Source organism: Micromonospora sp. WMMA1949 (assembly GCF_027460145.1).
Classification (GTDB): domain Bacteria; phylum Actinomycetota; class Actinomycetes; order Mycobacteriales; family Micromonosporaceae; genus Micromonospora.
In genome coordinates this window covers 3,104,538-3,129,931 of record NZ_JAPZBG010000001.1, presented here as the reverse complement: position 1 = coordinate 3,129,931, position 25,394 = coordinate 3,104,538, and the positions used below count along the sequence as shown (strand labels likewise).

The 25,394-nt window shown below is 73.9% G+C and carries 24 protein-coding genes and 2 riboswitches; of the genes, 11 read left to right on the top strand and 13 right to left on the bottom strand.

The window, feature by feature from the left end:
• The first annotated feature begins 71 nt into the window (after positions 1-71).
• Positions 72-419: a GroES family chaperonin gene (locus O7607_RS14795; RefSeq protein WP_013288840.1), complete on the top strand. Its 348-nt coding sequence runs from the start codon at positions 72-74 to the stop codon at positions 417-419.
• Between the two features lie 95 nt (positions 420-514).
• Positions 515-682: a hypothetical protein gene (locus O7607_RS14790; RefSeq protein WP_013288841.1), complete on the top strand. Its 168-nt coding sequence runs from the start codon at positions 515-517 to the stop codon at positions 680-682.
• 18 nt (positions 683-700) lie between these two features.
• On the opposite strand, the gene O7607_RS14785 is transcribed toward O7607_RS14790, so the two are convergent.
• Positions 701-2,206, bottom strand: coding sequence for a PrsW family intramembrane metalloprotease (locus O7607_RS14785; RefSeq protein WP_269703812.1), 1,506 nt, complete (start codon positions 2,204-2,206; stop codon positions 701-703).
• 23 nt (positions 2,207-2,229) lie between these two features.
• A riboswitch (SAM riboswitch) is annotated at positions 2,230-2,352 on the top strand.
• A gap of 45 nt (positions 2,353-2,397) precedes the next feature.
• Here O7607_RS14785 and O7607_RS14780 point away from each other — a divergent pair.
• On the top strand, positions 2,398-3,660 hold the full coding sequence (locus tag O7607_RS14780) for an aminotransferase class V-fold PLP-dependent enzyme (RefSeq protein WP_269703810.1): 1,263 nt from the start codon (positions 2,398-2,400) through the stop codon (positions 3,658-3,660).
• Positions 3,661-3,885: 225 nt separating this feature from the next.
• Here the strand turns inward: O7607_RS14780 and O7607_RS14775 are convergent, their stop codons facing one another.
• A complete protein-coding gene (locus O7607_RS14775; RefSeq protein WP_269703809.1) occupies positions 3,886-5,139 on the bottom strand; it encodes an FUSC family protein in 1,254 nt (417 codons plus the stop codon).
• 69 nt (positions 5,140-5,208) lie between these two features.
• On the opposite strand from O7607_RS14775, the gene O7607_RS14770 reads away from it, so the two are divergent.
• The gene (locus O7607_RS14770) at positions 5,209-5,844 is read left to right on the top strand and encodes an HD domain-containing protein (RefSeq protein ID WP_269703807.1); all 636 of its coding nucleotides are present in this window, start codon (positions 5,209-5,211) and stop codon (positions 5,842-5,844) included.
• Here the strand turns inward: O7607_RS14770 and O7607_RS14765 are convergent.
• The gene (locus O7607_RS14765; RefSeq protein WP_269703805.1) at positions 5,770-6,102 is read right to left on the bottom strand and encodes a DUF4031 domain-containing protein; all 333 of its coding nucleotides are present in this window, start codon (positions 6,100-6,102) and stop codon (positions 5,770-5,772) included. The two genes, O7607_RS14770 and O7607_RS14765, sit on opposite strands and share 75 nt — an antisense overlap.
• A gap of 33 nt (positions 6,103-6,135) precedes the next feature.
• Here O7607_RS14765 and O7607_RS14760 point away from each other — a divergent pair, with 33 nt between their 5' ends.
• Positions 6,136-7,536: an FAD-binding oxidoreductase gene (locus tag O7607_RS14760; protein ID WP_269703804.1), complete on the top strand. Its 1,401-nt coding sequence runs from the start codon at positions 6,136-6,138 to the stop codon at positions 7,534-7,536.
• Here the strand turns inward: O7607_RS14760 and O7607_RS14755 are convergent.
• Together O7607_RS14755 and O7607_RS14750 are read right to left on the bottom strand one after the other, a co-directional pair.
• Positions 7,533-8,030 (bottom strand): hypothetical protein, encoded by a 498-nt coding sequence (locus tag O7607_RS14755; RefSeq protein WP_269703802.1) that lies wholly within the window; start codon positions 8,028-8,030, stop codon positions 7,533-7,535. The two genes, O7607_RS14760 and O7607_RS14755, sit on opposite strands and share 4 nt — an antisense overlap.
• Positions 8,031-8,096: 66 nt before the next feature.
• Entirely contained in the window at positions 8,097-9,914 is a 1,818-nt protein-coding gene (locus O7607_RS14750) for a glycerol-3-phosphate dehydrogenase/oxidase (protein ID WP_269706985.1), read from the bottom strand.
• Positions 9,915-9,982: 68 nt separating this feature from the next.
• On the opposite strand from O7607_RS14750, the gene O7607_RS14745 reads away from it, so the two are divergent.
• The 3 genes from O7607_RS14745 (at position 9,983) to O7607_RS14735 (ending at position 13,674) form a co-directional block, all read left to right on the top strand.
• Positions 9,983-12,391, top strand: coding sequence for a S8 family serine peptidase (locus O7607_RS14745; RefSeq protein ID WP_269703800.1), 2,409 nt, complete (start codon positions 9,983-9,985; stop codon positions 12,389-12,391).
• Between the two features lie 43 nt (positions 12,392-12,434).
• Entirely contained in the window at positions 12,435-13,361 is a 927-nt protein-coding gene (locus O7607_RS14740) for a GNAT family N-acetyltransferase (protein ID WP_269703798.1), read from the top strand.
• A 70-nt stretch (positions 13,362-13,431) separates the two neighbouring features.
• On the top strand, positions 13,432-13,674 hold the full coding sequence (locus O7607_RS14735) for a hypothetical protein (RefSeq protein WP_269703796.1): 243 nt from the start codon (positions 13,432-13,434) through the stop codon (positions 13,672-13,674).
• 69 nt (positions 13,675-13,743) lie between these two features.
• Here O7607_RS14735 and groL read toward each other — a convergent pair whose 3' ends face one another.
• From groL to O7607_RS14720, 3 genes are all read right to left on the bottom strand, one after another.
• Positions 13,744-15,366, bottom strand: a complete 1,623-nt coding sequence (gene groL, locus O7607_RS14730; RefSeq protein WP_018787968.1) for a chaperonin GroEL — start codon at positions 15,364-15,366, stop codon at positions 13,744-13,746.
• Positions 15,367-15,641: 275 nt separating this feature from the next.
• Complete coding sequence (locus O7607_RS14725) at positions 15,642-16,883, bottom strand: hypothetical protein (RefSeq protein WP_269703794.1); 1,242 nt, start codon at positions 16,881-16,883, stop codon at positions 15,642-15,644.
• Between the two features lie 289 nt (positions 16,884-17,172).
• The gene (locus tag O7607_RS14720; protein ID WP_013288855.1) at positions 17,173-17,376 is read right to left on the bottom strand and encodes a cold-shock protein; all 204 of its coding nucleotides are present in this window, start codon (positions 17,374-17,376) and stop codon (positions 17,173-17,175) included.
• A gap of 218 nt (positions 17,377-17,594) precedes the next feature.
• On the opposite strand from O7607_RS14720, the gene O7607_RS14715 reads away from it, so the two are divergent.
• On the top strand, positions 17,595-18,110 hold the full coding sequence (locus O7607_RS14715) for a GNAT family N-acetyltransferase (RefSeq protein ID WP_269703792.1): 516 nt from the start codon (positions 17,595-17,597) through the stop codon (positions 18,108-18,110).
• Positions 18,111-18,185: 75 nt separating this feature from the next.
• Here the strand turns inward: O7607_RS14715 and paaN are convergent, their stop codons facing one another.
• The 4 genes from paaN to O7607_RS14695 form a co-directional block, all read right to left on the bottom strand.
• Complete coding sequence (gene paaN, locus O7607_RS14710) at positions 18,186-19,859, bottom strand: phenylacetic acid degradation protein PaaN (protein ID WP_269703790.1); 1,674 nt, start codon at positions 19,857-19,859, stop codon at positions 18,186-18,188.
• Between the two features lie 52 nt (positions 19,860-19,911).
• Positions 19,912-20,931 carry a GNAT family N-acetyltransferase gene (locus O7607_RS14705; RefSeq protein ID WP_269703788.1) on the bottom strand — a complete coding sequence of 340 codons (1,020 nt, stop codon included), beginning with the start codon at positions 20,929-20,931 and terminating at the stop codon, positions 19,912-19,914.
• 297 nt (positions 20,932-21,228) lie between these two features.
• Entirely contained in the window at positions 21,229-22,518 is a 1,290-nt protein-coding gene (thrC, locus tag O7607_RS14700; protein WP_269703787.1) for a threonine synthase, read from the bottom strand.
• Positions 22,519-22,530: 12 nt separating this feature from the next.
• Positions 22,531-22,663: riboswitch (SAM riboswitch) on the bottom strand.
• A 72-nt stretch (positions 22,664-22,735) separates the two neighbouring features.
• Positions 22,736-23,710, bottom strand: a complete 975-nt coding sequence (locus tag O7607_RS14695) for a DMT family transporter (RefSeq protein WP_269703785.1) — start codon at positions 23,708-23,710, stop codon at positions 22,736-22,738.
• Between the two features lie 89 nt (positions 23,711-23,799).
• On the opposite strand from O7607_RS14695, the gene O7607_RS14690 reads away from it, so the two are divergent.
• Both O7607_RS14690 and O7607_RS14685 read left to right on the top strand, forming a co-directional pair.
• Positions 23,800-24,108 carry an ArsR/SmtB family transcription factor gene (locus O7607_RS14690; protein WP_269703783.1) on the top strand — a complete coding sequence of 103 codons (309 nt, stop codon included), beginning with the start codon at positions 23,800-23,802 and terminating at the stop codon, positions 24,106-24,108.
• A 7-nt stretch (positions 24,109-24,115) separates the two neighbouring features.
• Complete coding sequence (locus O7607_RS14685) at positions 24,116-24,754, top strand: DUF4232 domain-containing protein (RefSeq protein ID WP_269703781.1); 639 nt, start codon at positions 24,116-24,118, stop codon at positions 24,752-24,754.
• 54 nt (positions 24,755-24,808) lie between these two features.
• Here O7607_RS14685 and O7607_RS14680 read toward each other — a convergent pair whose 3' ends face one another.
• The gene (locus O7607_RS14680) at positions 24,809-25,255 is read right to left on the bottom strand and encodes a DoxX family protein (protein ID WP_269703779.1); all 447 of its coding nucleotides are present in this window, start codon (positions 25,253-25,255) and stop codon (positions 24,809-24,811) included.
• Positions 25,256-25,394: the final 139 nt, after the last annotated feature.

Below are 25,394 nucleotides of genomic sequence, written 5' to 3'. Positions count from 1 at the left end.
ACACATTGCCCGCCCGGCACTCGCGCCAACCACGCCGGGATCGACAGTCGGCCACGCGGTAGCGTCTTCGCGTGACCGCCGACCAGAGTCTCGACGCCGGGCTGCCGATCCGCCTGCTGCACGACCGCGTGCTGGTGCGTACCGAGGGCGCGGAGGGGGAACGCCGTTCGACCGCCGGCATCGTGATCCCCGCGACGGCAGCCGTGGGCAAGCGCCTGGCCTGGGCCACAGCGGTCGGCGTCGGGCCGAACGTCCGCGCGATAGTGGCCGGTGACCGGGTGCTGTTCGACCCGGACGACCGCTCCGAGGTCGAGTTGCACGGCCGGGCGTACGTGCTGCTGCGCGAGCGGGACGTGCACGCCGTGGCGGCCGAGCGGGTGGAGAGCACCGCCGCCGGTTCCACCGGTCTCTACCTGTAGCCGCGCGGCGGCACCGGTAGCTCTCCGGCGGCGCCGTTTGCGGCGCTGCCCGGCGGGAAGCCCAGGCACCTCAGCGCGCCCTGGGGAGGGACACCATGCCGGTAGTGATCAAGAAGATCCTCGCCTGGGGATTCCTCGCGTTCCTGATCTACTTCATGGCGTTCCGGCCGGACGGGGCGGCGCAGGTGTTCAAGGGCATCGGCGGCGCGCTGATGGCCATCGCCCAGGGTCTCGGCGACTTCCTGACCGGCCTGATGAGCTGACCGGCCCCGGACCTGCTCTCAGCGCCAGGGCGCGCCCGGACCGGGCCAGCCGCCCGGGCCCTGGCCGCCACCCGGACCGGGCCAGCCACCGGGGCCGTAGCCGCTCGGCGGGAAGGCGGGCGGCGGGGCCAGCACCACCGGGATCGGCACCACCGGGTCGTCCGGCGCCTCGACCGGCCGCTGCGAACCGTCCGGGAACCGCAGGTGGTAGCGCTGACCGTCCCACACCCCGACCGGCGCCTGCGGGTCACGACCGACGAAGAACGACCGGTACGCGGTGATCGCGTCCAGCAGCTCCCGTTCCTCCCGTGCCGTCCGCTCCTGCTCGGCGGGCTTGCGGTCGAGCCCTCGCCGCATGCCGTCGCGCAGCAGCGCCAGCCGGGTCGCGGCGAACTGGTAGCCGCGCATCGCGCGTACTCCCCCGTCACCGGCGACCCGCCGGGCCCAGGTACGCGCCGCGTGCCGGCGGCCCAGGCTGCCCAGCGCCGCCACCTCGGGCGGGGTGAGCCAGCCCGCGCGGACGTAGTCGGGCAGCGTGCGCTCGGTGAGCCGGCCCTCCCAGGCGCGCAGCCAGATCGCCAGCCCCACCATGGCGAAGAAGATCGGCACCATCACGCCGATGTAGCCGTACAGCACGATCACCGTCTGTCCGGTGGCCTGGGCCAGCGAGGGCAGCAGGTTCCAGGTGCCGTGCAGGATCATCGCCAGCAGCAGCCCGGCGAGCGGCGCGAGCACCCGCACCCGGCGGTCGGCGGTACGCGCTGCGACACCAAGCCCGACGCCGGTCATCGAGGTGAACAGCGGGTGGGCGAAGCCGAACAGCAGGATCCGGACGATGAAGATCGCGATCACCTGCTGCGCGCCGGTCGCCGGACCGTACTGCTCCACGCCGGTGCGGTAGCCGTACCCGCCCAGGTAGAGGATGTTCTCGACCATGGCGAAGCCGACCGCGGAGAGCCCGCAGTAGACCAGGCCGTCGGTGATCCCGGAGAACTCCCGGCGCCGGAAGATCAGCACCAGGAGCGGGCCGGCCGCCTTTGTCAGCTCCTCGATGAACGGGGCGACGAGCACCGCGGTGAGCGCCGCCGGCAGCCCCCAGTCGTCGAACAGCCGCGCGCCCGTCGTGTTCACCAGCAGCGAGATCGCGGTGGAGACGAAGGCACCCCAGGCGAAACAGAAGATCAGGTATTTCAGCGGCTCGGGCTCGTAGCGGTCGAGCCACAGGAAGCAGGCGACCAGCACCGGCACCGGCAGGATCGCCGCGACCAGGCCCACCAGCAGCGCCTCCGCGCCCAGGCTCTCGCCCAGCGTGAAGACCATGAACAGCGCCCCGGCCGCGATCAGCAGCACCACCCCGGCCAGCACCAGCACCCGCCGCCAGCCGATCCGGCGCCGCGGCATCCCGGGCGTCGGCGCCCCCGCGTGCGGGGCGAACGGCGCGTGCGGTGGCGGCGGCGCTGCGCCGGGCGGGGTGTCGGCCATGCGGTCAGCGTAGTCACCCACGACCCACTGGTCCGGTCGCATCGAGGCCGTTATGCTCCCGAACAGGTCACGAGCGCCAGCGTCAAGCCCCGGCTTGCTGGCCGGCAACCCTCGTCGAGGTTCGCGGTGGGGTGCCCCGGGTGATGACCGGGCCCGGTGCCGCTCCGCGCTCCGGGCAAGCGCGGACCCCGTCCCGGCACCCCGGGGTCCCCTGTGACCCGGGAGGCTCCGGCATGACCCTCACCCTCGTACCCCCGCTGTCCGTGCTGCCCGCGCCGGTGCGCCCCGACCCGCTCGGCGTGCTCGGCGTACCGGGGGAGATCAACCTGGACCACGCCGCAAGCGCGCCGTGCGCGCGAGCCGCGGCCGACGCGGTGGCTGGGCTTCTTCCCTGGTACGCGAGCGTGCATCGCGGCGCGGGCGCGCTGTCGCGGCGGTGCACGCTGGCCTACGAGTGGGCCCGGCAGACGGTCGGCGACTTCCTCGGCGCCCGCCCCGACGACCATGTGATCTTCACCCGGAACACCACCGACGCGCTGAACCTGCTGGCCCGGGCGTTGCCGGCCGGCACCACGGTGATCACGTTCGGCGGCGAGCACCACGCCAACCTGCTGCCCTGGCCGCGCGGCTCGGTACGGCTGCCGGTGCCGGACAGCCCGGCCGGCGCGGTCCGGTCCCTCGCGGCGGCGCTCGGCGAACTCGCCCGCGACGCCCGCCCCGGCCTGCCCGTGCTGGTCGCGGTCACCGGCGCCGGCAACGTCACGGGCGAGTGCCTGCCGGTCGCCGACCTGGCCCGGGTGGCCCACCGGTACGGCGCCCGCATCCTGGTCGACGCCGCGCAGCTCGCCCCGCACGCACTGGTCGACCTGACCGCGCTGGACGTGGACTACGTGGCAGTGTCCGGGCACAAGCTGTACGCCCCGTTCGGCGCGGGCGTGCTGGCCGGGCGCGCGGACTGGCTGGACGCCGGTACGCCGTACCTGGCCGGCGGCGGCGCCACCAGCCACGTCGGCGCCGCGACGCACGACGTGCGCTGGACGACCGGCCCGGCACGGCACGAGGCCGGCACCCCCAACCTGCTCGGCGCGGTGGCGCTCGCCGCGGTCTGCGAGGCCCTCCGCGCGGCCGACCGGGACGCGCTGCACGCACGGGAGCAGGCGCTGCTGGCCCGGCTGCGTACCGGGCTGGCCACGCTGCCGGACGTGGTGGAGCTGCGCATGTTCTCCCCCGAAGCACCCCGGGTGGGCATCGTCAGCTTCGTGGTCGCCGGACGGGACTCCGCCGAGGTGGCCGCCCACCTGGCGAGCCGGCACCGGATCGGCGTACGGGACGGGCTGTTCTGCGCCCACCCGCTGACCCGGCGCCTGCTGGCCGAGGCCGCCGCCCGTACCGGCCGGACCGACCTGCCACCGACAGCCCTACGAGCCAGCCTGGGCCTGGGCACCACAGAGGCCGAGGTAGACACCCTCCTGGCGGCCCTGACCACCCTCCCCTAGCCCTGCGCCCCCAGATCTTGGTACGGAAGCGCCCCTGGAGGGGCGCCCTCGTACCAAGATCTCCCCAGCCTCGCCCCACCCACCCCGCGCCCCGGCCCACCCCGGACCGCGTGCGTTGATCAAGGACTTTTCGTGCTGGTTGATCTCCAGAGAGGCCACAAACTCCTTGATCAACGTGGGCGGGGCGGGGGCGGGGGCGGGGCGGGGGCGGGGCGACAGCGCGGGTCAGCCGACGGGTGGGGCGGTGGGTGGGTGGGCGGCGGGGTTCTGGGCGGCGGGTTCGCCCTGACGGTTCTCGCCGAACGCCTGCCGCACCAGCCGGTTCGCCTCGTCCTGCTCGATCCCGGAGGCCACCAACAGGTCGCTCGCCGTGGTCCGTACCTGGGCGATCACCACGCTGCCGGAGAAGCCCACCCCCTCGGCGTACGCCCGGCCGGCCTCGCTCACCGCGCGCAGCGACCGTTCCCGGGCCTGTTCCGGCTCCTGCCCGGCGGCGAACTCCTGCCGGAGCAGGCGTACCGACTCGGCCAGGTGACCGACCGCGTCCGGCATCGGCTCGGGGACCGGCTCGTCGTCCTCGATCATGGTGACGGCGCGGCGGATCAGCGTGCCGCTGTTGCGCATGGCCCGGTCGATCGGTTCGGCGGCCTCGGCGTAGTGGGTCAGCTCGCCGCGCCGGTGCCAGCGGGCCGGGGAGAGCGTGCTCGTCTCCTTGGCACCTTCGATCGCCTCGGAGAGCGCGGCCAGTTCCTCCTTGTTCTCGCGCAGCCGGAACAGGGCCCGCTGGGCCGCGCCCCGGTCCCGGTTGCGCAGCGCCTCGGCGCCCGCGTCGAGCTGGTCGGCGAGCAGGTCGAGTGCGGGCCGGGCGGCCCGATTGATCACCCGCAGCGGGTTGAGCGGCAGCAGGATGGCGGTGACCAGCAGCGCGATGCCGCCGCCGAGGAACGCGTCGATGAAGCGGGGGAACTCCAGGTTCTCGGTGGACGGGCTGAGCGTCACGATCAGCACGGCGGTGGCCGCCGCCTGGATCACGATGGCGACGCTCGCCCCGGCGAAGATGCTCAGCAGGATCGCCGAGGTCACCACGAGCGCGAGCTGCCACGCGCCGGTGCCGACGAAGTAGATGAGCGCGTCGCCGACGAGCACGCCGACAGCCACCCCGACGATCAGCTCGACCGTACGCCGGAACCGCTGCCCCACCGAGGCGGCGAGCGTGCCCACCGCGGAGATCGGGGCGAAGACCGGCTGGGGGTTCTTCAGCAGCCGGTGGGAGATCAGGTACGCCAGGCCGGCCGCGAGCCCGGCCTGCACGGCCAGGCCGAACGCGGTACGGACCCGGTGCAGCCGGTCGTGCAGCGTGGCCTTGCTGCGGTGCCGCAGTTCCTCCATCGCCGAGGCGATCCGCTGGCCGTCACGGTCACCCGGGCCTTCACGCTGATCGCCGCGACGAAGGAACGGCAGTCGTCGGTCCCGGGCCATGGCGGGTACTACCCGCGACAATCCCGCTGAATCCCCGGTCCGATCGCGGAGTGGGGCAGACTGCACCCGATGGACGACCTGACGGCCCGGTGGCGCGACACGGCACGGGCGGCGGGCGCGACCGATCCGGCGGGAGTCGACCGGGCCGGCGCCCGGTTGCTGGCGGGCTGGCGGGAGCCGCACCGGCGCTACCACGACGAGGCGCACCTGCGGGCGGTGCTCGACGTGGTCGACGCGTACGCCGGTCTGGCCCGCGACCCCGGCCTGGTCCGGCTGGCGGCGTGGTGCCACGACGCGGTCTACGACCCGCGCGCCGCGGGCGACGCCAACGAGCGGGCCAGCGCCGACCTGGCCGGCGAGCTGCTGGCCGCCGCCGGGCTCCCGGCCGCGACGGTGACCGGGGTACGCCGCCTGGTGCTGCTCACCGCCGGTCACGTGGTCGGGCCGGACGACCCGGACGGCGCGTTGCTCTGCGACGCGGACCTGTCGGTGCTGGCCGCCCCGGCGGAGCGCTACGACAGGTACGCCGACGCGATCCGCGCCGAGTACGCGCACGTGCCCGAACCGGACTTCCGTGCCGGGCGGGCCGCGGTGCTGCGGCACCTGCTCGCCCTGCCGGCGCTCTACCGCCTACCCGAGCCGCACGCCCGCTGGGAGGCTCCGGCCCGGGCCAACCTGTCCCGGGAGCTGGCCGGTCTCGGCTGAGACGCGGTGCTTCGGGCGGCGCAGACCGGCGTCCCGCAGCAGCCGGACGATCTCCCGCGAGGGCACGACCGTAGCGCCGAGCCAGACCGCCGTCCGGAACCGCTCGGCGGGCACGTCGTAGTGGTCCCGGTCGAAGCCGCGCCGGGGCGCGCCGAGCATCTCGGCGAACGCGTGCAGCTCGGCGTACGAGACGTCGCTGATCAGGTGCGACCAGAGCCGGCCGCGCCAGGGCACGGCGGGTGGGTCCAGGTAGAGCACGGCAACAGACGCTACGCCGGTAGCCTTCCCGGCATGGCCGCCCATCCCCTCCTCGACGACCTGCGGGCCGCGCTCGGTGACGCCGCCGTGCTGACCGACCCGGACCTGCTGGCCGGGCACGAGCGCGACGAGGCCGACCTGTGCGACTCCGGCACCCCGCTGGCGGTGGTGCGTCCCCGCGACACCGACGAGGTGGTGGCGGTGGTCCGGGCAGCCGGGCGGCACGGCGTACCCGTGGTGCCGCAGGGCGCGCGGACCGGGCTGGCCGGCGCGGCGAACGCGGTCGCCGGCGCGGTGGTGGTGAGCACTGTGGCGATGGACGCGGTCCGGGAGATCGACCCGGTCGGCCGGATCGCCGTGGTGCAGCCGGGCGTCGTGAACGCGGCGCTCGCCCGCGCGGTACGGGAGCACGGCCTCTGGTATCCGCCGGACCCCGGCTCCTGGGAGTCGTCCACGATCGGCGGCAACGTGGCCACGAACGCGGGCGGCATGTGCTGCGTGAAGTACGGCGTGACCAGCGAGTACGTGCTGGGCCTGGAGGTGGTGCTCGCCTCCGGTGAGGTGCTGCGCACCGGGCGGCGCACCGCCAAGGGGGTCGCGGGGTACGACCTGACCCGCCTGTTCGTGGGCTCGGAGGGCACGCTCGGCGTGATCACCGAGGTGACCGTGGCGTTGCGCCCGGCCCCGGAGGAGTCCCTGACACTGGTCGCGGTCTTCCCCACCGTGGCGACGGCCGGTGGCGCGGTGGCCGGGATCGCCGAGCGCGGGCTCACCCCGAGCCTGCTGGAACTGCTGGACCGGACCCATCTGCGCGCGATCGAGGCGTACCGGCCGATGGGTCTGCGCACCGACGCCGAGGCGCTGCTGCTCGCGGCCGTGGACACCGGCGTCCGGGCCGCCGACGACCTGGCCCGGCTGGCCGAGGTGTGCACCGCCGCGGGCGCCGACGAGGTCTACGCGGCGACCGACGCGACCGAGGCCGCGGCCCTGCTCCAGGCGCGGCGGCTGGCCCACCCGGCGATGGAGCGGTTCGCGGCCGAGACGTTCCCGGGTGGCAACGGCGGCCTGGTCATCGACGACGTGGCCGTGCCGCGCGGCCGGCTGGCGGAGCTGCTCGACGGGGTGGCCCGGATCGCCGAGGCGTGCCAGGTCCCGATCGGGGTGGTCGGCCACGCGGGCGACGGCAACATGCACCCGAACATCGTGGTCGACCGGGCCGATCCGGCGAGCCTGGCCCGGGGGCGGCGGGCCTTCGACGAGATCATGCGGCTGGGGCTGGAACTGGGCGGCACCTGCACCGGGGAGCACGGCGTCGGGCTGCTCAAACGGGACTGGCTGGCCCGCGAGATCGGCCCGGTGGGCGTACGCGTGCACCAGGCGATCAAGGCGGCGCTGGACCCGGCCGGGCTGCTCAACCCCGGCAAGGTGTTCTAGCTCTTGTCCTCGGCCGGTGTGGCCTGGGTGACGAGCAGCAGCACGTCGTAGGCCACCGTCGGCTTGGGCTCGCCGGGGCAGTCCTGGATGGTGACGGTCAGGTCCGGCGGCACGAGCAGCGTCGACGTGAGCACACCGATGCAGCCCTGCTTGTAGCTGCGGGCCTGGTCGGTCTCCTTCGCGATCGCCGGGTCCGCGAGCATCCGCTGGAGCCGCTTCGTCTGCTCCGGGTTCAGCGTGCCGGTGGCGTCCACGCCGTCACCGGCGCAGTCGCGGCACTGCCAGCGGCCGGACGGGTCGACGTCGAGGTTGCGGACCGGGCCGTCGCCGAGCCGCTGCACCAGGGAGACGCGCTTACCCGCGGGTGTCGGGCTGGCCGTGCCGGCCGCTCCGGGCGTGGTGGCACCCTCGGCCCGGCCGAAGGAACAGCCGGTCAGCGCCAGCAGGACGACGACGGACAGAGCGGGGACGCGCAACCAGGATGGGCGAACCACGCGGGGAAACCTACACTTCCGTAGGTAGCGCGCACTACCGGCCGAGTGGCCCGGGTCGGGGATCGCCTACCTGGGGGAGGCCGGAAGTTCAACGCCCGGGCCGTCGGTCCCACGGTCTGCTGCGAATCCACGCACATCGGGCGCGCCGAGACGGGCCGCGTCGGCCGCGATGTCGTCCGGCATGAGCTGCGACTCCCGCTCGGCCAGCACCCGCGCCCGGTAGTGGGCGACCTCCCGGTCCCGGGTCGCCTCGTCCCAGCCGAGCACCGCGCCCATCAGCTCGGCGGCGTGCTCCGCCGACTCCAGGCCGCGGTGGCTGGTCTCGATCGAGATCCGGGTACGCCGGGTGAGCACGTCCTCCAGGTGCAGCGCGCCCTCGGCCCGGGCCGCGTACGTCACCTCGGCGGCCAGGTATTCCGGTGCGCCGGCCAGCGGCGAGCCGAGCAGCGGATCGGCGTCGACCAGGGCGAGCAGGTCCAGGGTGAGGGTGCCGTAGCGCTCCAGCAGGTGCTCGACCACCCCGACCGCCACCCCGTGCCGGCGGGCCAGGTCGGCCCGGTCCCGCCACATGGCCACGTACCCGTCGGCGCCGAGCAGCGGCAGGTCGGCGGTACGCGAGGGGCGGGTCCGGCCGAGCCGGTGCATCGCGCGGTCGACCACGTCGGAGGCCATCACCCGGTAGGTGGTGTATTTCCCGCCCGCCACCAGCAGCAGGCCGAGCATCGGCTCCACCACCGCGTGCTCCCGGGAGAGCTTGGAGGTGGAGTCCGCCTCGCCGGCGAGCAGCGGACGCAGCCCGGCGTAGACGCCCTCGATGTCGGCGGTGGTCAGCGGCCGGTCCAGCACCATGTTGACCTGCGACAGCAGGTAGTCGATGTCGCTCGCGGTGGCGGCCGGGTGGGACCTGTCGAGTTGCCAGTCCGTGTCGGTGGTGCCGATGATCCAGTGCCCGCCCCAGGGGATCACGAACAGCACGCTCGTCGCGGTACGCAGGATCAGGCCGGTCTCGCCCACGATCGCCGAGCGGGGCACCACCAGGTGCACCCCCTTGGAGGCCCGGACCCGCAGCTTCGGGCGCAGCCCGACGTCGTTGAGCATCCGCGACATGTCGTCGCTCCACACGCCGGTGGCGGCGATCACGGTGCGGGCGCGTACCTCGAACTCGGCGTCCGGCGAGCCGGCGGGCGCCTCCAGGTCGCGGACCCGCACGCCGGTGACCTCCCGGGCCTGCCGGGTCAGGCCGACCGCGCGGGCGCTGGTCACCACTGTCGCGCCGAGGCTCGCCGCGGTCCGTGCCAGCGTCACCACCAGGCGGGCGTCGTCGACCTGGCCGTCGTAGTAGCGGATCGCGCCGGCCAGCTTGTCCGGCCGAAGGCTGGGGAAGATCCGGCGGGTGCCCTCGCGGGTGAGGTGCCGGTGCAGCGGCATGCCACGCCCGCCGCCGAAGATCCCGGCGAACGCGTCGTACGCGGCCACGCCGAGGCCGTAGTAGGAGCGGCGGAAGATCCGCCGGGGCAGGTCACGCGCGCCGCCCTCGGCGGGCAGCGGCACCAGGATCGGCACCGGCCGGACGAGGTGCGGCGCGAGCCGGGTGGCGAGCAGGCCGCGCTCGGTCAGCGCCTCGTGGACCAGGTGGAACTCCAGCTGCTCCAGGTAGCGCAGGCCGCCGTGGATCAGCTTGCTGGACCGGCTGGACGTGCCGGCGGCGTAGTCACGCGCCTCGACCAGGGCGACCTTGAGCCCACGGGAGGCGGCGTCGAGCGCCGCGCCCGCTCCGGTCACGCCACCGCCGATGACCAGCACGTCGAACCGCTCGGCCCGGAGGCGGCGCAGGTCGTCGGCGCGGCGCTCGGCGGAGAGCTGGCCTGCGGTGGATCGGGACACACTCGGGTCACGCACCAGTCCACGGTAACCGTCCTGGACGCGCGGCGACACGGCCCGCCCGTACCGTGATGACCATGCTGACCGGTCCGCCGCCCGCCCCCGTACCGCCGTCGGCACCGCGCGAGACCGGGCCGTGGCCGGTCGTCGCGGCGGTGGCGACCGGGGTGTGGATCGTGCTTCTCACCGTGCCCGGCCAGATCACCGGCTGGCTGGTCGACCAGGTGGCGCTGGTCATCGGCGCGGACCGCCCGGTGGCGGCCTGGCCGGTGGTCGCGGTGGCCACCGTCCTGCTGGCCGGTGCCCCGGCGCTGACGCTGGCGCTCGCGCCGCGGTCCCCCGCGCTGCGGGTCACCGGCCGGGCCTGGACCGCCGCCGTGGTCGCGCTCGGCGCGACCACGCTGCTGCGAACGGTGCCGCCGGTGCACCACGAGGCGTACCTGGGCGCGCTCGCGCTGACCGCCGCGGTGCTCGCGCTCGTCGCCGTCCGTCTCGGCCGCGTCCGGCCGCCGGTCGTCGTGGACGCGGTCCCGGAGGGCCGGTTCGGGACGGTGTCGCTGCTGGCGATCGCGGCCGGTCTGGCGGTGCTGCTGCCCTGGGCGTGGGTGGGCGCGCTGGGCGGAGCGCTGGAGACGCTGCTCGCCGGCCTGGCCGCCGCCGCGCTGGGTGCGCTCGCCGGGGCGCTGCTCGGCACCGGTTTCTGGGCCGCCTTCGGGCCCGGACCGGCCCGGCTGGTGCTCGTCGGCGGCCTGGTCGCGGGCGTCGCGCTGACGCCGCTCGCGGCCGGTGCCGGGCAGTCGGGCGTGCAGTTGCCGGCGCTGGTCCTGCTGCCGCCGCTCGGTTTCGTGCTGGCCGCCCTGGAGGCGGCGGCGCGGCACGCCGGCCGGCCGGCCGGGCCCGCACCGGTGCGCCTGCTGGTCGGGCTCGCCCTGCTGGGGCCGCTCGCCTTCACCGACCCGGAGGAGATCAGCATCCTGCTCGCCGCCACCCGCGACGTGCCGTTCTGGGTCGCGGTGGGCACCGGCGTGGCGTTCGCCGTCGCGGTCGTCCTCGCCGTCGGGTACGGCGTGCTGCTCGCCCGGTCCCGCGCCCGCGCGCCCCGGCGCGGTCCGGCCGCGCTGGCCGCCGCCGCGCTGCTCGCCGCCGTCGCCGTGGTGTACGTCGTCCCCGGCCAGCCCGGACTGTACGGCGAACGGCTGCTCGTGGTGCTGCGCGAACAGGCCGACCTGACCGGCCTGCCGGCCGGGACGCCGGGCCGGGCCGGGCGCGACGCCCGGGCTACGGAGGTCTACCGGCGGCTGGTGGCCACCGCCGACCGCACGCAGGGCGACCTGCGCGGCACGCTGACCCGGATGCGGTTGAACCCGACACCGTACTACCTGGTCAACGCCATCGAGACGGACGGCGGCCCGGCGGTGCGGGCCTGGCTGTCCAGCCGTCCCGAGGTGGCCCGGGTGCTGGTGAGCCAACGGGTACGCCCGCTGCCCGCACTCGCACCCCAGGCGCGCGGCGACCAGCCGGCGCCGGCCGGCCCGGCCTGGAACGTCTCCCTGGTCGGCGCGGACCGGGTCTGGTCGGAGCTGGGGGTCACCGGGTCCGGCGTGGTGGTGGGCAGCTCCGACTCCGGGGTGGACGGCCGGCACCCGGCGCTCGCGGACGGCTTCCGGGGCGGCGACGACTCCTGGTACGACCCGTGGGAGGGCCGCCGCGCCCCGGCCGACCGGGGTGGCCACGGCACCCACACGCTGGGCAGCGCGGTGGGCCGGAACGGGATCGGCGTGGCGCCGGGTGCGAGCTGGGTCGGCTGCGTCAACCTGGACCGCAACATGGGCAGCCCGGCCCGCTACCTCGACTGTCTCCAGTTCATGCTGGCCCCGTTCCCGCCGGGCGGGGACCCGCTCACCGACGGCCGTCCCGCGCGTGCCCCGGACGTGCTCACCAACTCGTGGGGCTGCCCGCCGGTGGAGGGGTGCGACCCGGGGGCACTGCGACCGGCGACCGCCGCGCTGACCGCGGCCGGCATCCTGGTGGTGGCCGCGGCCGGGAACACCGGCCCGTCGTGCGGCTCGATCGCGGACCCGCCCGCGCCGTACCCGGACGTGCTGACCGTCGGGGCGGTGGACCGGCAGCGCCGCGTCACGCAGTTCTCCAGCCGCGGCCCGGCCCCGGACGGCCGGGCCAAGCCGGACCTGGTCGCACCGGGTGCCGCGGTGCTCTCCGCGATGCCCGGCGGCGGGTACGCCACCCTGGACGGCACCTCGATGGCCACGCCCCAGGTCGCGGGCGTGGTGGCGCTGATGTGGTCGGCGAACCCGGCGCTGGTCGGGGACCTGGAACGGACCCGGGCCATCCTGCGCGACACCGCGCAGCCGGTCGCGTCGCCCGCCGACACCTGCGGCGGACCGCAGGACGTCTCCGGCGCCGGGCTGGTGGACGCGTACGCGGCGGTGCGCGCCGCCCGGTCCGGGGCCAGCGGTTAACAACCCTGTCCATTGGTCTGCCGATGCCCTACTGTCGGCGTCCATGGACGTGGAGATCATCGAGCTGGGCCGGGACCGGCTGCCCGAGGTGGTCGAGCTGTGCCGGCTGTCGCTCGACCTGCCGGAGGACGCGGCCGAGGCGTCGGCCGTGGTGGTCACGGTGGCCGAGCGGGCCGGGGCCGACCGCCCGGTGCTGCGCCTCGGCGCGGTACGCGACGGCGCGCTGGTCGGCGTCCTGATCGGGTCGCTGTCGGCGGCCGATCCGCGCCTCGGCCACGTCGACCTGGTCGCGGTCGCGCCGACGGAGCGCCGCCAGGGCGTGGGCGGGGCGCTGCTGACCGAGGCGGAGAGCCGGCTCGGCGCGCTCGGGGCGGACGAGGTGCTGCTCGCCGGAAACCCGCCGCACTACGCCTGGCCCGGCATCGACGTGCGCTACACCCCGGCGGTCTGCGCCGCGCAGCGGCTCGGCTACCGGCAGGACCGTACCGCCTGGAACATGACCGCCGACCTGTCCGAGGGGTCGGCGGCGCTGCGCTCCACCGGGGCCGCCGAGCAGCGGCTGGCCGGGCGGGGCGTGACGGTACGCCGAGCCGGCTCCGACGACCTGCCGGCGCTGGCCGCGTTCGCCAGGTCCACGTTCGGCGGCACCTGGGACGGTGAGCTGGCCGGTTCGGTGGGGCGGCCGGACGCGGGAGTGCACGTCGCCGAGCGGGACGGCGAGATCCTCGGGTTCGCCGCGTACGGGTCGGCGCGGCCCAGCTGGTTCGGGCCGATGGGCACCGCACCGGCGGCGGAGGGCTCCGGGATCGGCGGTGTGCTGCTACGCCGCTGCCTGCGTGACCAGGCGGCCGCCGGGATCACCGCGGCGCAGATCGGCTGGGTGGGGCCGGTGCCGTTCTACTCGAACGCGGCGGGGGCCCGGATCGAGCGGGTGTTCTTCCTGTACCGGAAAGCCATTAACAGGGCATAGACGTCAATAGCGCCATTCGGCCTCCTTCGCCATCGACCGGGCTCTACGGTCGGAGCAGAGGAGGCGGTGCATGACCACGAATGACGAACGGGCCGAGGATCCCACGGCGGGCCGGCGCCCGGCCGACGAGCTTCCCGGCCAGCTCCCGTTCGACCGGCTCGACATCGGCGACGCCGAACAGCTCGCCGAACTGACCGGCGCCGACGGGCCACCGGTGGAGGAGCCACGGCAACCGGTGGACGAGCCGAGGCGGCTGCCACCGCCGTACGACAGGGCGCACAAGCGGCGCAACCAGCGCCCGCTGCCCACCTGACACGTACGCGGAAAGGGGGCGGACCGCTGACGCGGCCCGCCCCCTTCGGCGTACTGGATGGAGCTGGACTCAGAAGTCCATCTCCCCGCCACCCGGGCCGGCCGGGGCGGCCGGGGTCTTCTCCGGCTTGTCCGCCACGACGGCCTCGGTGGTGAGGAACAGCGCGGCGATCGAGGCGGCGTTCTGCAGCGCGGAACGCGTCACCTTGGCCGGGTCGATGATGCCCGCGGCCAGCAGGTCCACGTACTCGCCGGTCGCGGCGTTGAGGCCGTGACCCGGGTCGAGGTTGCGGACCCGCTCGACGACGACGCCACCCTCCATGCCGGCGTTGACGGCGATCTGCCGCAGCGGGGCGTCCAGCGCGATCTTGACGATCTGCGCGCCGGTCGCCTCGTCACCGGCCAGGTCCAGCTTGTCGAAGGCGGTCTTGCCGGCCTGCACCAGCGCGACGCCACCACCCGGGACGATGCCCTCCTCGACGGCGGCCTTCGCGTTGCGGACGGCGTCCTCGATGCGGTGCTTGCGCTCCTTCAGCTCGACCTCGGTGGCCGCGCCGACCTTGATCACCGCAACACCGCCGGCCAGCTTGGCCAGACGCTCCTGCAGCTTCTCCCGGTCGTAGTCGGAGTCGCTCTTGTCGATCTCGGCCCGGATCTGGTTCACCCGGCCCTGGATCTGCTCGGCGTCACCGGCACCGTCGACGATGGTGGTCTCGTCCTTGGTCACGACGACCTTGCGGGCGCGGCCCAGCATCTCGAGGCCGGTCGCGTCCAGCTTGAGGCCGACCTCCTCGCTGATGACCTGGCCACCGGTGAGGATGGCGATGTCGGTCAGCATGGCCTTGCGGCGGTCACCGAAGCCCGGCGCCTTGACGGCGACCGACTTGAAGGTGCCACGGACCTTGTTGACCACCAGGGTGGCCAGGGCCTCGCCCTCCAGGTCCTCGGCGATGATCAGCAGCGGCTTGCCCGACTGCATGACCTTCTCCAGGATCGGGAGCAGGTCCTTCACCGACGAGATCTTGCTGTTGACGATCAGGATGTACGGGTCGTCGAAGACGGCCTCCATACGCTCCGGGTCGGTCATGAAGTAGGCGGAGATGTAGCCCTTGTCGAAGCGCATGCCCTCGGTGAGCTCGAGCTCCAGGCCGAAGGTGTTGCTCTCCTCGACGGTGATGACACCTTCCTTGCCCACCTTGTCCATCGCCTCGGCGATGATCTCGCCGACGCTGGGGTCGGCGGCGGAGATGGAGGCGGTGGAGGCGATCTGCTCCTTGGTCTCCACGTCCTTGGCGAGCTTGAGCAGTTCCTCCGAGACGTTGGCCACGGCCGCCTCGATGCCCCGCTTCAGGGCCATCGGGTTGGCGCCGGCGGCCACGTTGCGCAGACCCTCACGAACCAGGGCCTGGGCCAGGACGGTCGCCGTCGTCGTGCCGTCACCGGCGACGTCGTCGGTCTTCTTCGCGACCTCCTTGACCAGCTCGGCGCCGATCTTCTCGTACGGGTCCTCGAGCTCGATCTCCTTGGCGATGCTCACACCATCGTTGGTGATGGTGGGGGCACCCCACTTCTTCTCGAGCACGACGTTGCGGCCCTTGGGGCCGAGGGTCACCTTCACGGCGTCGGCGAGCTGGTTCATGCCCCGCTCGAGGCCGCGGCGCGCCTCTTCGTCGAACGCGATCATCTTGGCCATACGGCGTTGTCCTCCTGGACACTCACGGGCCACCCGGGATGCCCGGATGGGCCGTCTGGTGTACGCACCTTGGGGACGTCGCCACCTGGCGACGACGACGTCTCCTCGGTCGGGCCGGACAGCCCGCGACGACCGGCCTCGTACCGCTCCGGCGCCCCTTCGGACACCGGCGCGGCCGTGGCCCTACCGCCCCGACCTTCTGGCACTCACCGTACGCGAGTGCCAATGACTTGTTTAGCACTCTCCCTAGCCGAGTGCAAGCACGACAGCCCCGCTCAGCCGAGTTCCGCCGCCAGCCGGGCCGCGTTCACCGGGCCTTCCTGAGCCCGCTGTTCGGCGTACGTGACGACCAGCCCGACCTGCTGCGCCAGGTAGGCCGGAGTGGCCAGCAGGGCGCCGAACACGGCCAGCACCACGGCGCCGATCGCGGTGCCGACGGCGTTCATCGGCTCGACACCGAACGCCGCCCCGCTGATAGCGCCCACCACGGCGTCGAGCACCGTCGCCGCGAGGAGCACCGCGATCACCAGCGCGACCCGGCCCAGCACCATGCCGAACCGGTTGTGGAACATCCGCCACGCCCGCCCGATGGGCTCCCGCCGCTCGAACAGGTAGACCGGGCCGAACAGGGCCAGCGCGAACGTGACGTAGATGCCGGGCAGCAGGCACAAACAGGTGCCGAGCATGGCCAGCAGCGAGACCAGGAGGGTCCAGCCCCACAGGCCGAGGGCACGGCGCATCCCGTACCGGAAGGCGGTGCCGAGTCCGGTCGGCTCACCGGCCGCCTGACGGGCGACCACCCAGGTGCCGGCGGCCCAGCCCGTCGCCTGGAGCAGGCCGAAGACCAGCCCGGCGGCCAGGAGCACGCCGTAGAAGGCGAACATCTGCCCCCAGAAGCCGGCCGGCAGCGCCGGTGCGCCGTCCGGTGCGGTCGCCAGCTCGCCCTCGGGGCTGAAGACGAGCGTGAGGACGCCGATCACCGAAGCCGGGAGCACCTGGGTGAGCAGCACGATCGGCAGCAGCTGCCGCCAGCCGCGCCGCAGCGCGGCGGTACAGCGGGCGAACCAGGGACCGATGCCCGCGTGCGGCGGGTTGACGAGCGGATCCTGCGGGTCGATGCCGGGGAACCAGCCGGCGTACGCGCCGGGACCGGCCTGCATCGGGTACGCCGCGCCAGGCATCGGATAGGCCGGGTACGCGGGGCCGCCCCAGCCCGGGGGCGGGGTGCCCGGCGGCGCATTCCAGCCCTGCGGTGGGGTTCCCGGCGTGTTCCAGCCGTGCGGCGGAGTACCCGGCGCGCTCGAGCCGTGCGGTGGGGTGCCCGGCGCGGTCCAGCCCTGCGGCGGAGTACCGGGCGCGGTCCAGCCCTGTGCTGGCGTGCCCGGGGCGTTCGAGCCGGGCGGCGGGGGGCCCGGCGCGTACGAGCCGGCCGGGGCGCCCCAGGCGGGTTGGCCGGCCGGGTTCGGGGCGCCGGGCTGCGGGCTGTCGTACCCCGGCTGGGCAGGCACGATCGGCACGGGACCGGTGTGACCGGCCCACGGGTCGACGCCGGACGCGCCGGAGCCGGGCGTGGCCCCTCCGGTGGTCCCCGACGGCCCCGATGCCGAATCGGCGGCAGGAGGCGGGGGTGCGGTCGGGTCGGCCGGAGGGCCGGACGCCGCCGGCTCGGTGGCACCCGACGGGGGCAGATCGGACATGGGCCCTCCTCAGCGACTACGGCTGGAACGGCTCATGATCTTCCATGGTGGTGGGCCGCACCGCAGCCCCCGGTCCGGGTCCGGCCGCGGGAGCACCGCCCGCCACGGGTCAGGCGATGACGCGGACCCGCTCGGCCTGCGGACCCTTCTGCCCCTGCGCGATCTCGAACTCGACCCGCTGGCCGTCGTCCAGCGCCTTGTAGCCGTCCATCTCGATCGCGGAGAAGTGGACGAAGACGTCCTGCCCGCCGTCGACGGCGATGAAGCCGTAGCCCTTTTCGGCGTTGAACCACTTCACGGTGCCCTGTGCCACGGTGCACTTCCTCACTCTGCGCGGCGTTCCAACACCCGGAGACCGGCGGACCGGCACCGGCGGCGCACCGGTTCAGCGATAGGTGACGCTGAATTCAGTGACCGAAATCGCACGCTACACGAGGCGTGACGGCGGCGCACGACCACAAATCGGGCATATTCCGGGGCGTACCCGGGCCTGTCGCACACCCTCGGCGGGCCGTCCGGTATGCATGCGGCATGACCAGCGCGACCACCACGACCACCGTCCGCCGGGTCCGGCCGGCCGACGCCGCCCGGATGCGGGCGCTCCGGCTGGAGATGCTGGCCGACTCCCCGCTGGCGTTCCTGGAGACGGTGGCCGAGGCCGCCGCCCTGCCGCACGCGGAGTACGCGGCCCGGGTCGCGGCCGTCTCCCGGGGCGACCACACCGCGCAGTTCGTGGCCGACCCGGGCGGCCGTCTGGTGGGCCACGCCGGCGGCATCGCCGCACCGGACGAGCCGGGCCTGACGCTCGTCTACGCGGTCTACGTGACCCCGGCCCGGCGGGGCACCGGCCTGCTGGCGGCGCTCGTCGACGAGGTGGCCGCCTGGTCGCGCGCCTGCGGACGGCCCGAGCTGATGATGGAGGTCGTGGTCGGCAACGAACGCGCCTACCGGGCCTATCAGAAGCTGGGCTTCGTGGACACCGGCGTACGGGTGCCGCACCCCCGGATCACCGGCCTGCACGAACTCCAGATGCGCCGGTCCGCCTGAGCCGGCGCGGCGTTGATCGCGGCGCTAAAAAGGGGCCCCTCCTCTACCGGAGGCGTTAAGAAGGGGCCCCTCCTTTCAGGCGTGGCGGCGGCTCTGCACGATCCGGAACCGGTTGGCCACGTACGCGCCGTCGGTCAGCGCCGAGTTGGCCGCCGCGTTCGCGCCGGAGCCGTGGAAGTCGGAGAACGCGGCCGACTGGTTGACGAAGACACCGCCGGTCAGGTTGCAGGACAGGTGCACCCCGGCGTCGATCGCCGCCTTCTCGGCCTCGTCCAGCACCGCCTCGTCGGTGGAGTAGACGCCCGCTGTGAGCGCGCCCTTCTCCCCCACCGTCTCGCGCAGGATGCGCAGGCTGTGCTCGGTCGAGTCGGTGGCGATGGCGAACGAGATCGGCCCGAACCACTCCCGCGAGTACGTGGCGGTGTCGGAGGCGTCCAGCTTCACCACAGTCGGCGTACGCACCACCGCGCCGGGGAACGACGGGTGCTCGACGGTGCGCGACTCCAGCACCGGCTCGCCGACCTTGGTGACCTCGTCCAGCCGCTCCAGCACGCCGTCGTTGACGATCGCGCCGGTCAGTTCGACGCCCCGGGCCGGGTCGGCGGTCAGCTTGGCGACCGCGCCGGCGATTCCGGCGGCCACCTCGTCGAAGCTCTTGTGCCCCTGGTCGGTGGCGATGCCGTCGCGCGGGATGAGCAGGTTCTGCGAGGTGGTGCACATCTGCCCGCTGTACAGCGTCAGCGTGAAGCCGAGGTTGCGGCAGAGCCCGGCGAAGTCGTCGGTGGAGTCGATCACCACCGTGTTCAGGCCGGCCTTCTCGGTGTAGACGGCGGCCTGCCGGGCGTTCGCCTCCAGCCAGTCGCCGTACTCGGTGGAGCCGGTGAAGTCGACGATCTTGACGGCCGGGTGCAGGGCCAGCGTGGTGGCGAGCTTCTCGCCGTCGGTCTCGGGGGCGAGCTGCACCAGGTTCGGGTCGAACCCGGCCTCGGCGAGCACCTGACGGGCGTACTTCACCGTGATCGCCAGCGGCAGCACCGCGCGCGGGTGCGGCTTCACCACCACCGGGTTGCCGGTGGCCAGCGAGGCGAACAGACCGGGGTACGAGTTCCAGGTCGGGAACGTGTTGCAGCCGATGACCAGCGCGACCCCGCGCGGCACGACGTGGAACGTCTTGGTCATCCGCAGCGGGTCGCCCTTGCCGGCGGCCTTCTCCCACCCGGCGGTCCCCGGGTGGCGGCTCATCTCGGCGTACGCGTAGGCGACCGCCTCCAGCGCCCGGTCCAGCGCGTGCGCGCCACCGGCCTGGAACGCCATCACGAACGCCTGGCCGCTGGTGAACTGCACCGCGTTGGCCAGCTCGAAGATGTTCTTGTGCAGCCGGTCCAGGATCTCCAGGCAGACACCGACCCGGGTCTGCGGGCCGGCGTCGCGCCAGGCGGGCAGCGCCGTACTCGCGGCGGACACCAACTGGTCGGCGCCCGCGTGCGGGTAGCGCACGTCCAGCGTCACCCCGAACGGGCTGGCCTCGGTGGCCACCGTGGTGCCGTCACCGGCCTGGTCGAGCGGGAAGTCCCCGCCCAGGTACGCCTCGAAGGCGGCCTTGCCGTCGGCGGCGGCGGTCTCGCCGTACACCCGGGGGCTGGGCGACTCGGGGTAGGCCGACCAGTACCCGCGATCCGCGATGGCGGTCAGCGCCCGGTCGAGGGTCTCGCGGTGCCTGTCGTACAGGGGGTGCGGGGTCTCCGTCATGCCCGCCATCATGCAACAGAAAGGCACCAGATCAGTAGGGGCGTGTCACAACTCAGATCGTCAACTGCCAGTCGACGGAACCGGCGGCCGGGCGGAACCCGAGTTGCTCGTTGATCGCGACCATGTGCCGGTTCGCAACAGCGTTCCAGGTGTCGACGGCCCACAACGCCGGTTCGTGCGCCAGCGCGTACTCCAGGTTCTCGGCCTTGCAGAGCAGGCCGAGCCGGTGGCCGCGGTGGCCGGGGTCGACGATGGTGATCTCCTGCCAGGCGTGGCCGGTGCTGCCCGCGTCCAGGGCGAGCTGGGTCCAGCCGACCAGCCGGCCGGACGCCTCGTGCACCACCCCGGTGTTGTAGCGGCGTACGCCCCGGGCATCGAGCGCCCGCTCCGCGTCCCGCACCCGCGCCGCGTCCACCTGCTCCGGCTCCCAGTCCAGCTCACCCATGGGCGCGTCGAGCAGCAGCCGGCCCTGGAGGCGGGCGACATCCGCGACGTACTCCTCGGGGGTGTGGTCGCGCCACCGCACCGGCCGGTATCCGGTCGCCGCGGCGCGGGCCTCGGCCAGCAGCGCGGCGAGTCGGTCACGGTCGAGTCCGGCCACGTCGAGGCGACGGCGGACGTCGGCCAGCGCCGGTTTGGCGCCCATGGCGGCGGCGAACGCGGCGCCGGGGAAGACCCGGTCCTCCTCGCCGGGCAGGGCGGCGGTGGTCGAGCCGACAAGGCGTTTGCCGCCGTGCTCGCGGAGCAGCCGCACGCCGTGCTCGTGCAGCACGCGGCCGATGCCGCGCCGCCGGTACGCCGGGTCGACTGTCAGTTCGACGCTCGCGTTCTCGGTGTTGTCGATCGTGTGCAGGTAGAGCCGGAGCCAGCCGACGGGTTCCCCGTCGAGGCGGGCCACCAGCCAGCGCGTGTCGATGCCGGGCATCGGGTGCGACAGCGGCGCCTCGAACCGCCGGCGGCAGGGGTCGGGCAGGTCCGGCTCGTCGACGGCCTGGGCGGCGCACGCGATCCGGTACACCGCGTCGAGCGTCTGCCGGTCGGTGGGGTCCAGCGGCGTCACGGTCAGCGTCATGTCACCGAGGGTGCGCCGGACACAGCGAAGAGGCCAGCGGTTTTCCGCTGGCCTCTTCGGACGTTGGTCGGGAGGGACGTCCGCACAACGCCTCCGGCGTTGGGTCGCAAGAACTTGAAAAGTCTCCGGCGGATGCCCTCCCGCACGAAGCATCTTGCGCCGTCCGGTTCCTGCCGTCAAGTCCTTGAGGGTGGTTTTCTGGCACTCACCGCACATCACCGGTTACCCACCGATCCCGCCCGATCCCCCACCCGGGCGAGCCCGCCTCCTCCACCCGGCCGAGGTGCCGGCTCCGGGTCAGGACAGCAGGCCGGCGTCCCGGGCGGCGCGGAGGGAAGGCTTGATGCGGTGGGTCGGCCCGACCTGGGTGGCCACCGCGTCCAGCGTCTTCAGGCCCTCGCCGGTGTTGAACACGACCGTCTCGGCGGACGGGTCGAGCCGGCCGGACTTCAGCAGCTTGCGCAGGACCGCCACCGTCACGCCGCCCGCCGTCTCGGCGAACACCCCGGTGGTACGGGCGAGCAGCCGGATGCCCTCGCGGATCTCGTCGTCGTCGGCGTAGTCCATCCAGCCGCCGGTGCGGCGCACCGCCTCCAGCGCGTACAGCCCGGCGGCCGGGTCGCCGATGTTCAGCGACTTGGCGATGCCGGTCGGCTTGACCGGCGTGATCGTGTCGGTGTCGCCGTGCAGCGCGGTGGCGATCGGGTTGCAGCCGGCCGACTGCGCGCCGAACACCTTCCAGCCACCGGCCGGCGCCTCGACCAGCCCGATCTCGACCAGCTCGGTGAACGCCTTGTCGATCTTGGTGAGCAGCTCACCACTGGCCATCGGGATGACCACCTGGGCCGGGATCCGCCAGCCGAGCTGCTCGGCCACCTCGTAGCCGAGCGTCTTGGAGCCCTCCGCGTAGTAGGGCCGCACGTTGACGTTGACGAACGCGGTGTCCTCGAACTCGTCGGTCTCCACCAGCTCGCCGCAGAGCCGGTTCACGTCGTCGTACGAGCCGTCGATGGCGACCAGGTCACCGCCGTAGACGGCGGTGGTGACGACCTTGCCCTGCTCCAGGTCGCCGGGGATGAAGACGATCGACGGCACGCCGGCCCGGGCGGCGTGCGCGGCGACGGAGTTGGCGAGGTTGCCGGTGGAGGCGCAGGCGTAGCGGCTGAAGCCGAGCGCCCGGGCCGCCGTGAGCGCGACCGAGACCACCCGGTCCTTGAACGAGTGGGTGGGGTTCGCGCTGTCGTCCTTGACCCAGAGCGGCGCGCTCAGCCCCAGCTCGGCCGCGAGGTTCGGGGCGGCGACGAGCGGGGTCAGCCCCGGGTCGAGCGTGACGCGGGTGGCCGGGTCCTGACCGGCGGGCAGCAGTGCGGCGTACCGCCAGATGTTCGCCGGACCGGCCTCGATCTGCTCACGGGTGACGGTGGCCAGGGCGGCGGTGTCGTAGTCCACCTCCAGCGGCCCGAAACACTCGTAGCAGGCGTGCTGGGCGGCCAGCGGGTAGCGCGCCGAACAGGCACGGCAGACCAGGGCGCGGGCCGGGCTGAGGGTGGTGTCGATTCCGGTGGCGACGGGAAGCGTCGACGTCATGTCGAGGAGTTCCTCTCATCTTTCCCCGCATCGCCGGGTGCGGCGGGGACGGAATTGGCACCTGCCCGCTGTCGCTCGTCGTCGAGCGTGCGGGTGGTTGCCGGGGCGTCGTCGGGCCGTATCCCTCAGCCCCTCTGGATGAGGTATTCAGTTGTGCCGCCGAGTCTATGCGCTGCTCACGGCCGCGCCACCTCGGGATCCCACGGTGTGGGCCGGCTCAACGTCCGACCACCGCGACCGGGTCCACCACCGCGGGCCGGTCCACCACCGCGACCGGGTCCGGCGCCGTCGTGGTCACCGCTGCCGAGGGGGTACGGGTGACGAGGTTCGCGGCCACCAGGGCGGCGACGGTCAGCCCGGCACCCACCAGTTCCACCGCGACCGGCCGGTATCCGCGCACGATCTGCACCGCGAACGTGGCCACCGGCACCAGGTTCATGAACAGCGCGGCGTTGGCCGGGCCGAGCCGCCGGACGCCGGTGTTCCACGCCAGCACCGCGAGGACGGCGGCGATCAGCACCGCGTACGTGAGCTGGGGAGCGACAGCGGCGAGGTCGGCGGCGGACGGCGCGTGCTGGAGTCCGGTGAGGTCGGCGACGGCGCTGGCGCCGATCATCGCGACCATGCCCGCGACGGCGGTCAGCGTGGTGTAGCGCAGCGCGGACCACTCGGGGAACCGGCTCGCGCCGTGGGTGTAGAACGCCCAGCCGAGCACCGCGCCGATCATGAGCAGCCCGCCCCAGCCGAACTGGCCCAGCCCGTCGAGCCGACCGCGGGTGATCACCAGGCCGACACCGGCCAGGGCGACGAGGGAGATGCCGAGCAGCGCCGGACGCGGGCGGACGCCGTCGCGCGCCCAGCGGACGAACTGGGTGACCAGCGGCACGGTGGCCGCGAACAGCGCGATCTGCTGCGGCGCGGCGTGGCCGAGGGCGAGGTTCATCAGCGTGTTGAACCCGGCGAAGCCGAGCGCGCCGAGGAGCACCACCTCGAGGCCGCGCCGCTGGGTGGCCAGGGCGGCCACCCCCTCGCGGGCCAGCAGCAGGGCGAGCAGCACGGCGGTGGCGAGCACGTACCGGGCGGCGGTCAGGTTGAGCGCGTCCACGCGGGTGAGCGCGCTGGCGAGCACCGGGAACATGAGGCCCCAGCTGACCGCGGCGAAGATCGGGAGGGTGGCGTGACGGGAACGCATCGCAGCTCCTATGTTCGAGTACCGTCGAACCAACGCCCCGACTCTAGGAACTTGTTCGACGATTGTCGAACATGGGTTATCGTTGTCACATGGAGCTGCACGAGCCCGAGCTGCGCGAGGTGCCGGTCACCGCCGTCCTGGCGGCGCTGGCCGACGACGTCCGGCTGCAGATCGTGCGCGCGCTCGCGCCGGGCGGTGAACACGCCTGCGGGTCGTTCGAGTTCGGCGTCTCCAAGGCCACCCGCAGCCACCACCTCAAGGTGCTGCGGGAGGCCGGCCTGACCCGCACCCGGGTCGCCGGCACCACCCGCTACGTACGGCTGCGCCGCGAGGAGCTGGACCGCCTCTACCCGGGCCTGCTCGACGCGGTCCTCGCCGAACGCGGCCGAGTGGCATGATCGCCGGATGCGGAGAACGGCGCGCCTGATCGGCGCCCTCGCCGGCGTGACGCTGATGGCCGCCTGTGCCCCCGCCCAGAGACCTGCCGACGCGCTGCCCACGGTGCCGCCACGCCCGGCCTCCCCCTCCGCCGAGCCGACCCCGGCCGCCACCTGCTCCCCGGAGGGCATCGCGATCACCGAACGCGGGGTCAGCGCCGCGATGGGGCTGCGGGCACTGGGCCTGGAGCTGGTCAACTGCGGCGACCGGCCGTACGAACTGCGCGGCTATCCGGCGGTCGCGCTCCGGGACGCCGACGGCGACCCGGTCACGGTGCGGATCATCCCGGGCGCCAAGCCGATCACCTCCGGTTTCGACGCCCCGCCCACCCGGATCGTGCTGGCCCCCGGCGAGCGGGCCGGCGCGGCACTGATCTGGCGGAACCTGGTCACCGACGCGACGGTGCCGGCGACGAACGGCACCGAACTCGACGTCGCCCCGATCGTCGGCCGGCCGGCGTACCCGGTCGCCCTGAGCGGGCCGATCGACCTCGGCAACACCGGCCGGCTGGGTGTCAGCGCGTGGAAGCGCAGCAAGCCGTCCACCGACGCACCCACTCCGGCCGCCCCGCCGTCGCCCACGACTCCGCCGGTCAATCCGCTGTAGCCCCAGACCCCGGCACGGGAGCACCCGGCCGGGATCTGGTGAGCGGGCGACGGCTCAGACCGGCACCGAGGCCGGGGCCGCGGTGGGCTCCGCCGTGGTGGCACGCCGGCGGCTCAGCAGCGCGTCGAGCGCCCAGCTTCCCGGGCCGAGCACCGCGACCAGCAGGAACGACCAGCAGAAGAGCGCGGCCAGCTCGCCGCCGTTCTGCATCGGCATCAGGTGGTCCGGCTGGTGCACCACGAAGTACGCGTACGCCATCGAGCCGGAGGCGAGCAGCGCTGCCGGCCGGGTGAACAGGCCGACGAGCACCAGCCCGCCGCACACGAGCTGGATCAGCGCCGCCCACCAGCCGGGCCAGGTGGCGAACGGGACGGCCTCGCCGGAGCCTCGGTTGCCGCCGAGGACGCCGAATATCGACGCCGCGCCGTGGCATAGGAACAGCAACCCCACAACCGCGCGGAACAGGGACAGGACAGGGCCGCTGAGCTGGGTCGGGATCATGTGTGACCTCCTGGGACGAGTGTTTGACGGCTCCAGGATGGCGACCACACGTATCGATGTTAATCGATTTCTTTGCAGGCGGGACAATTGCATGGGAACGCTCCCATGATATGGGCCGGGCCGCCGCTGACGCGACCCC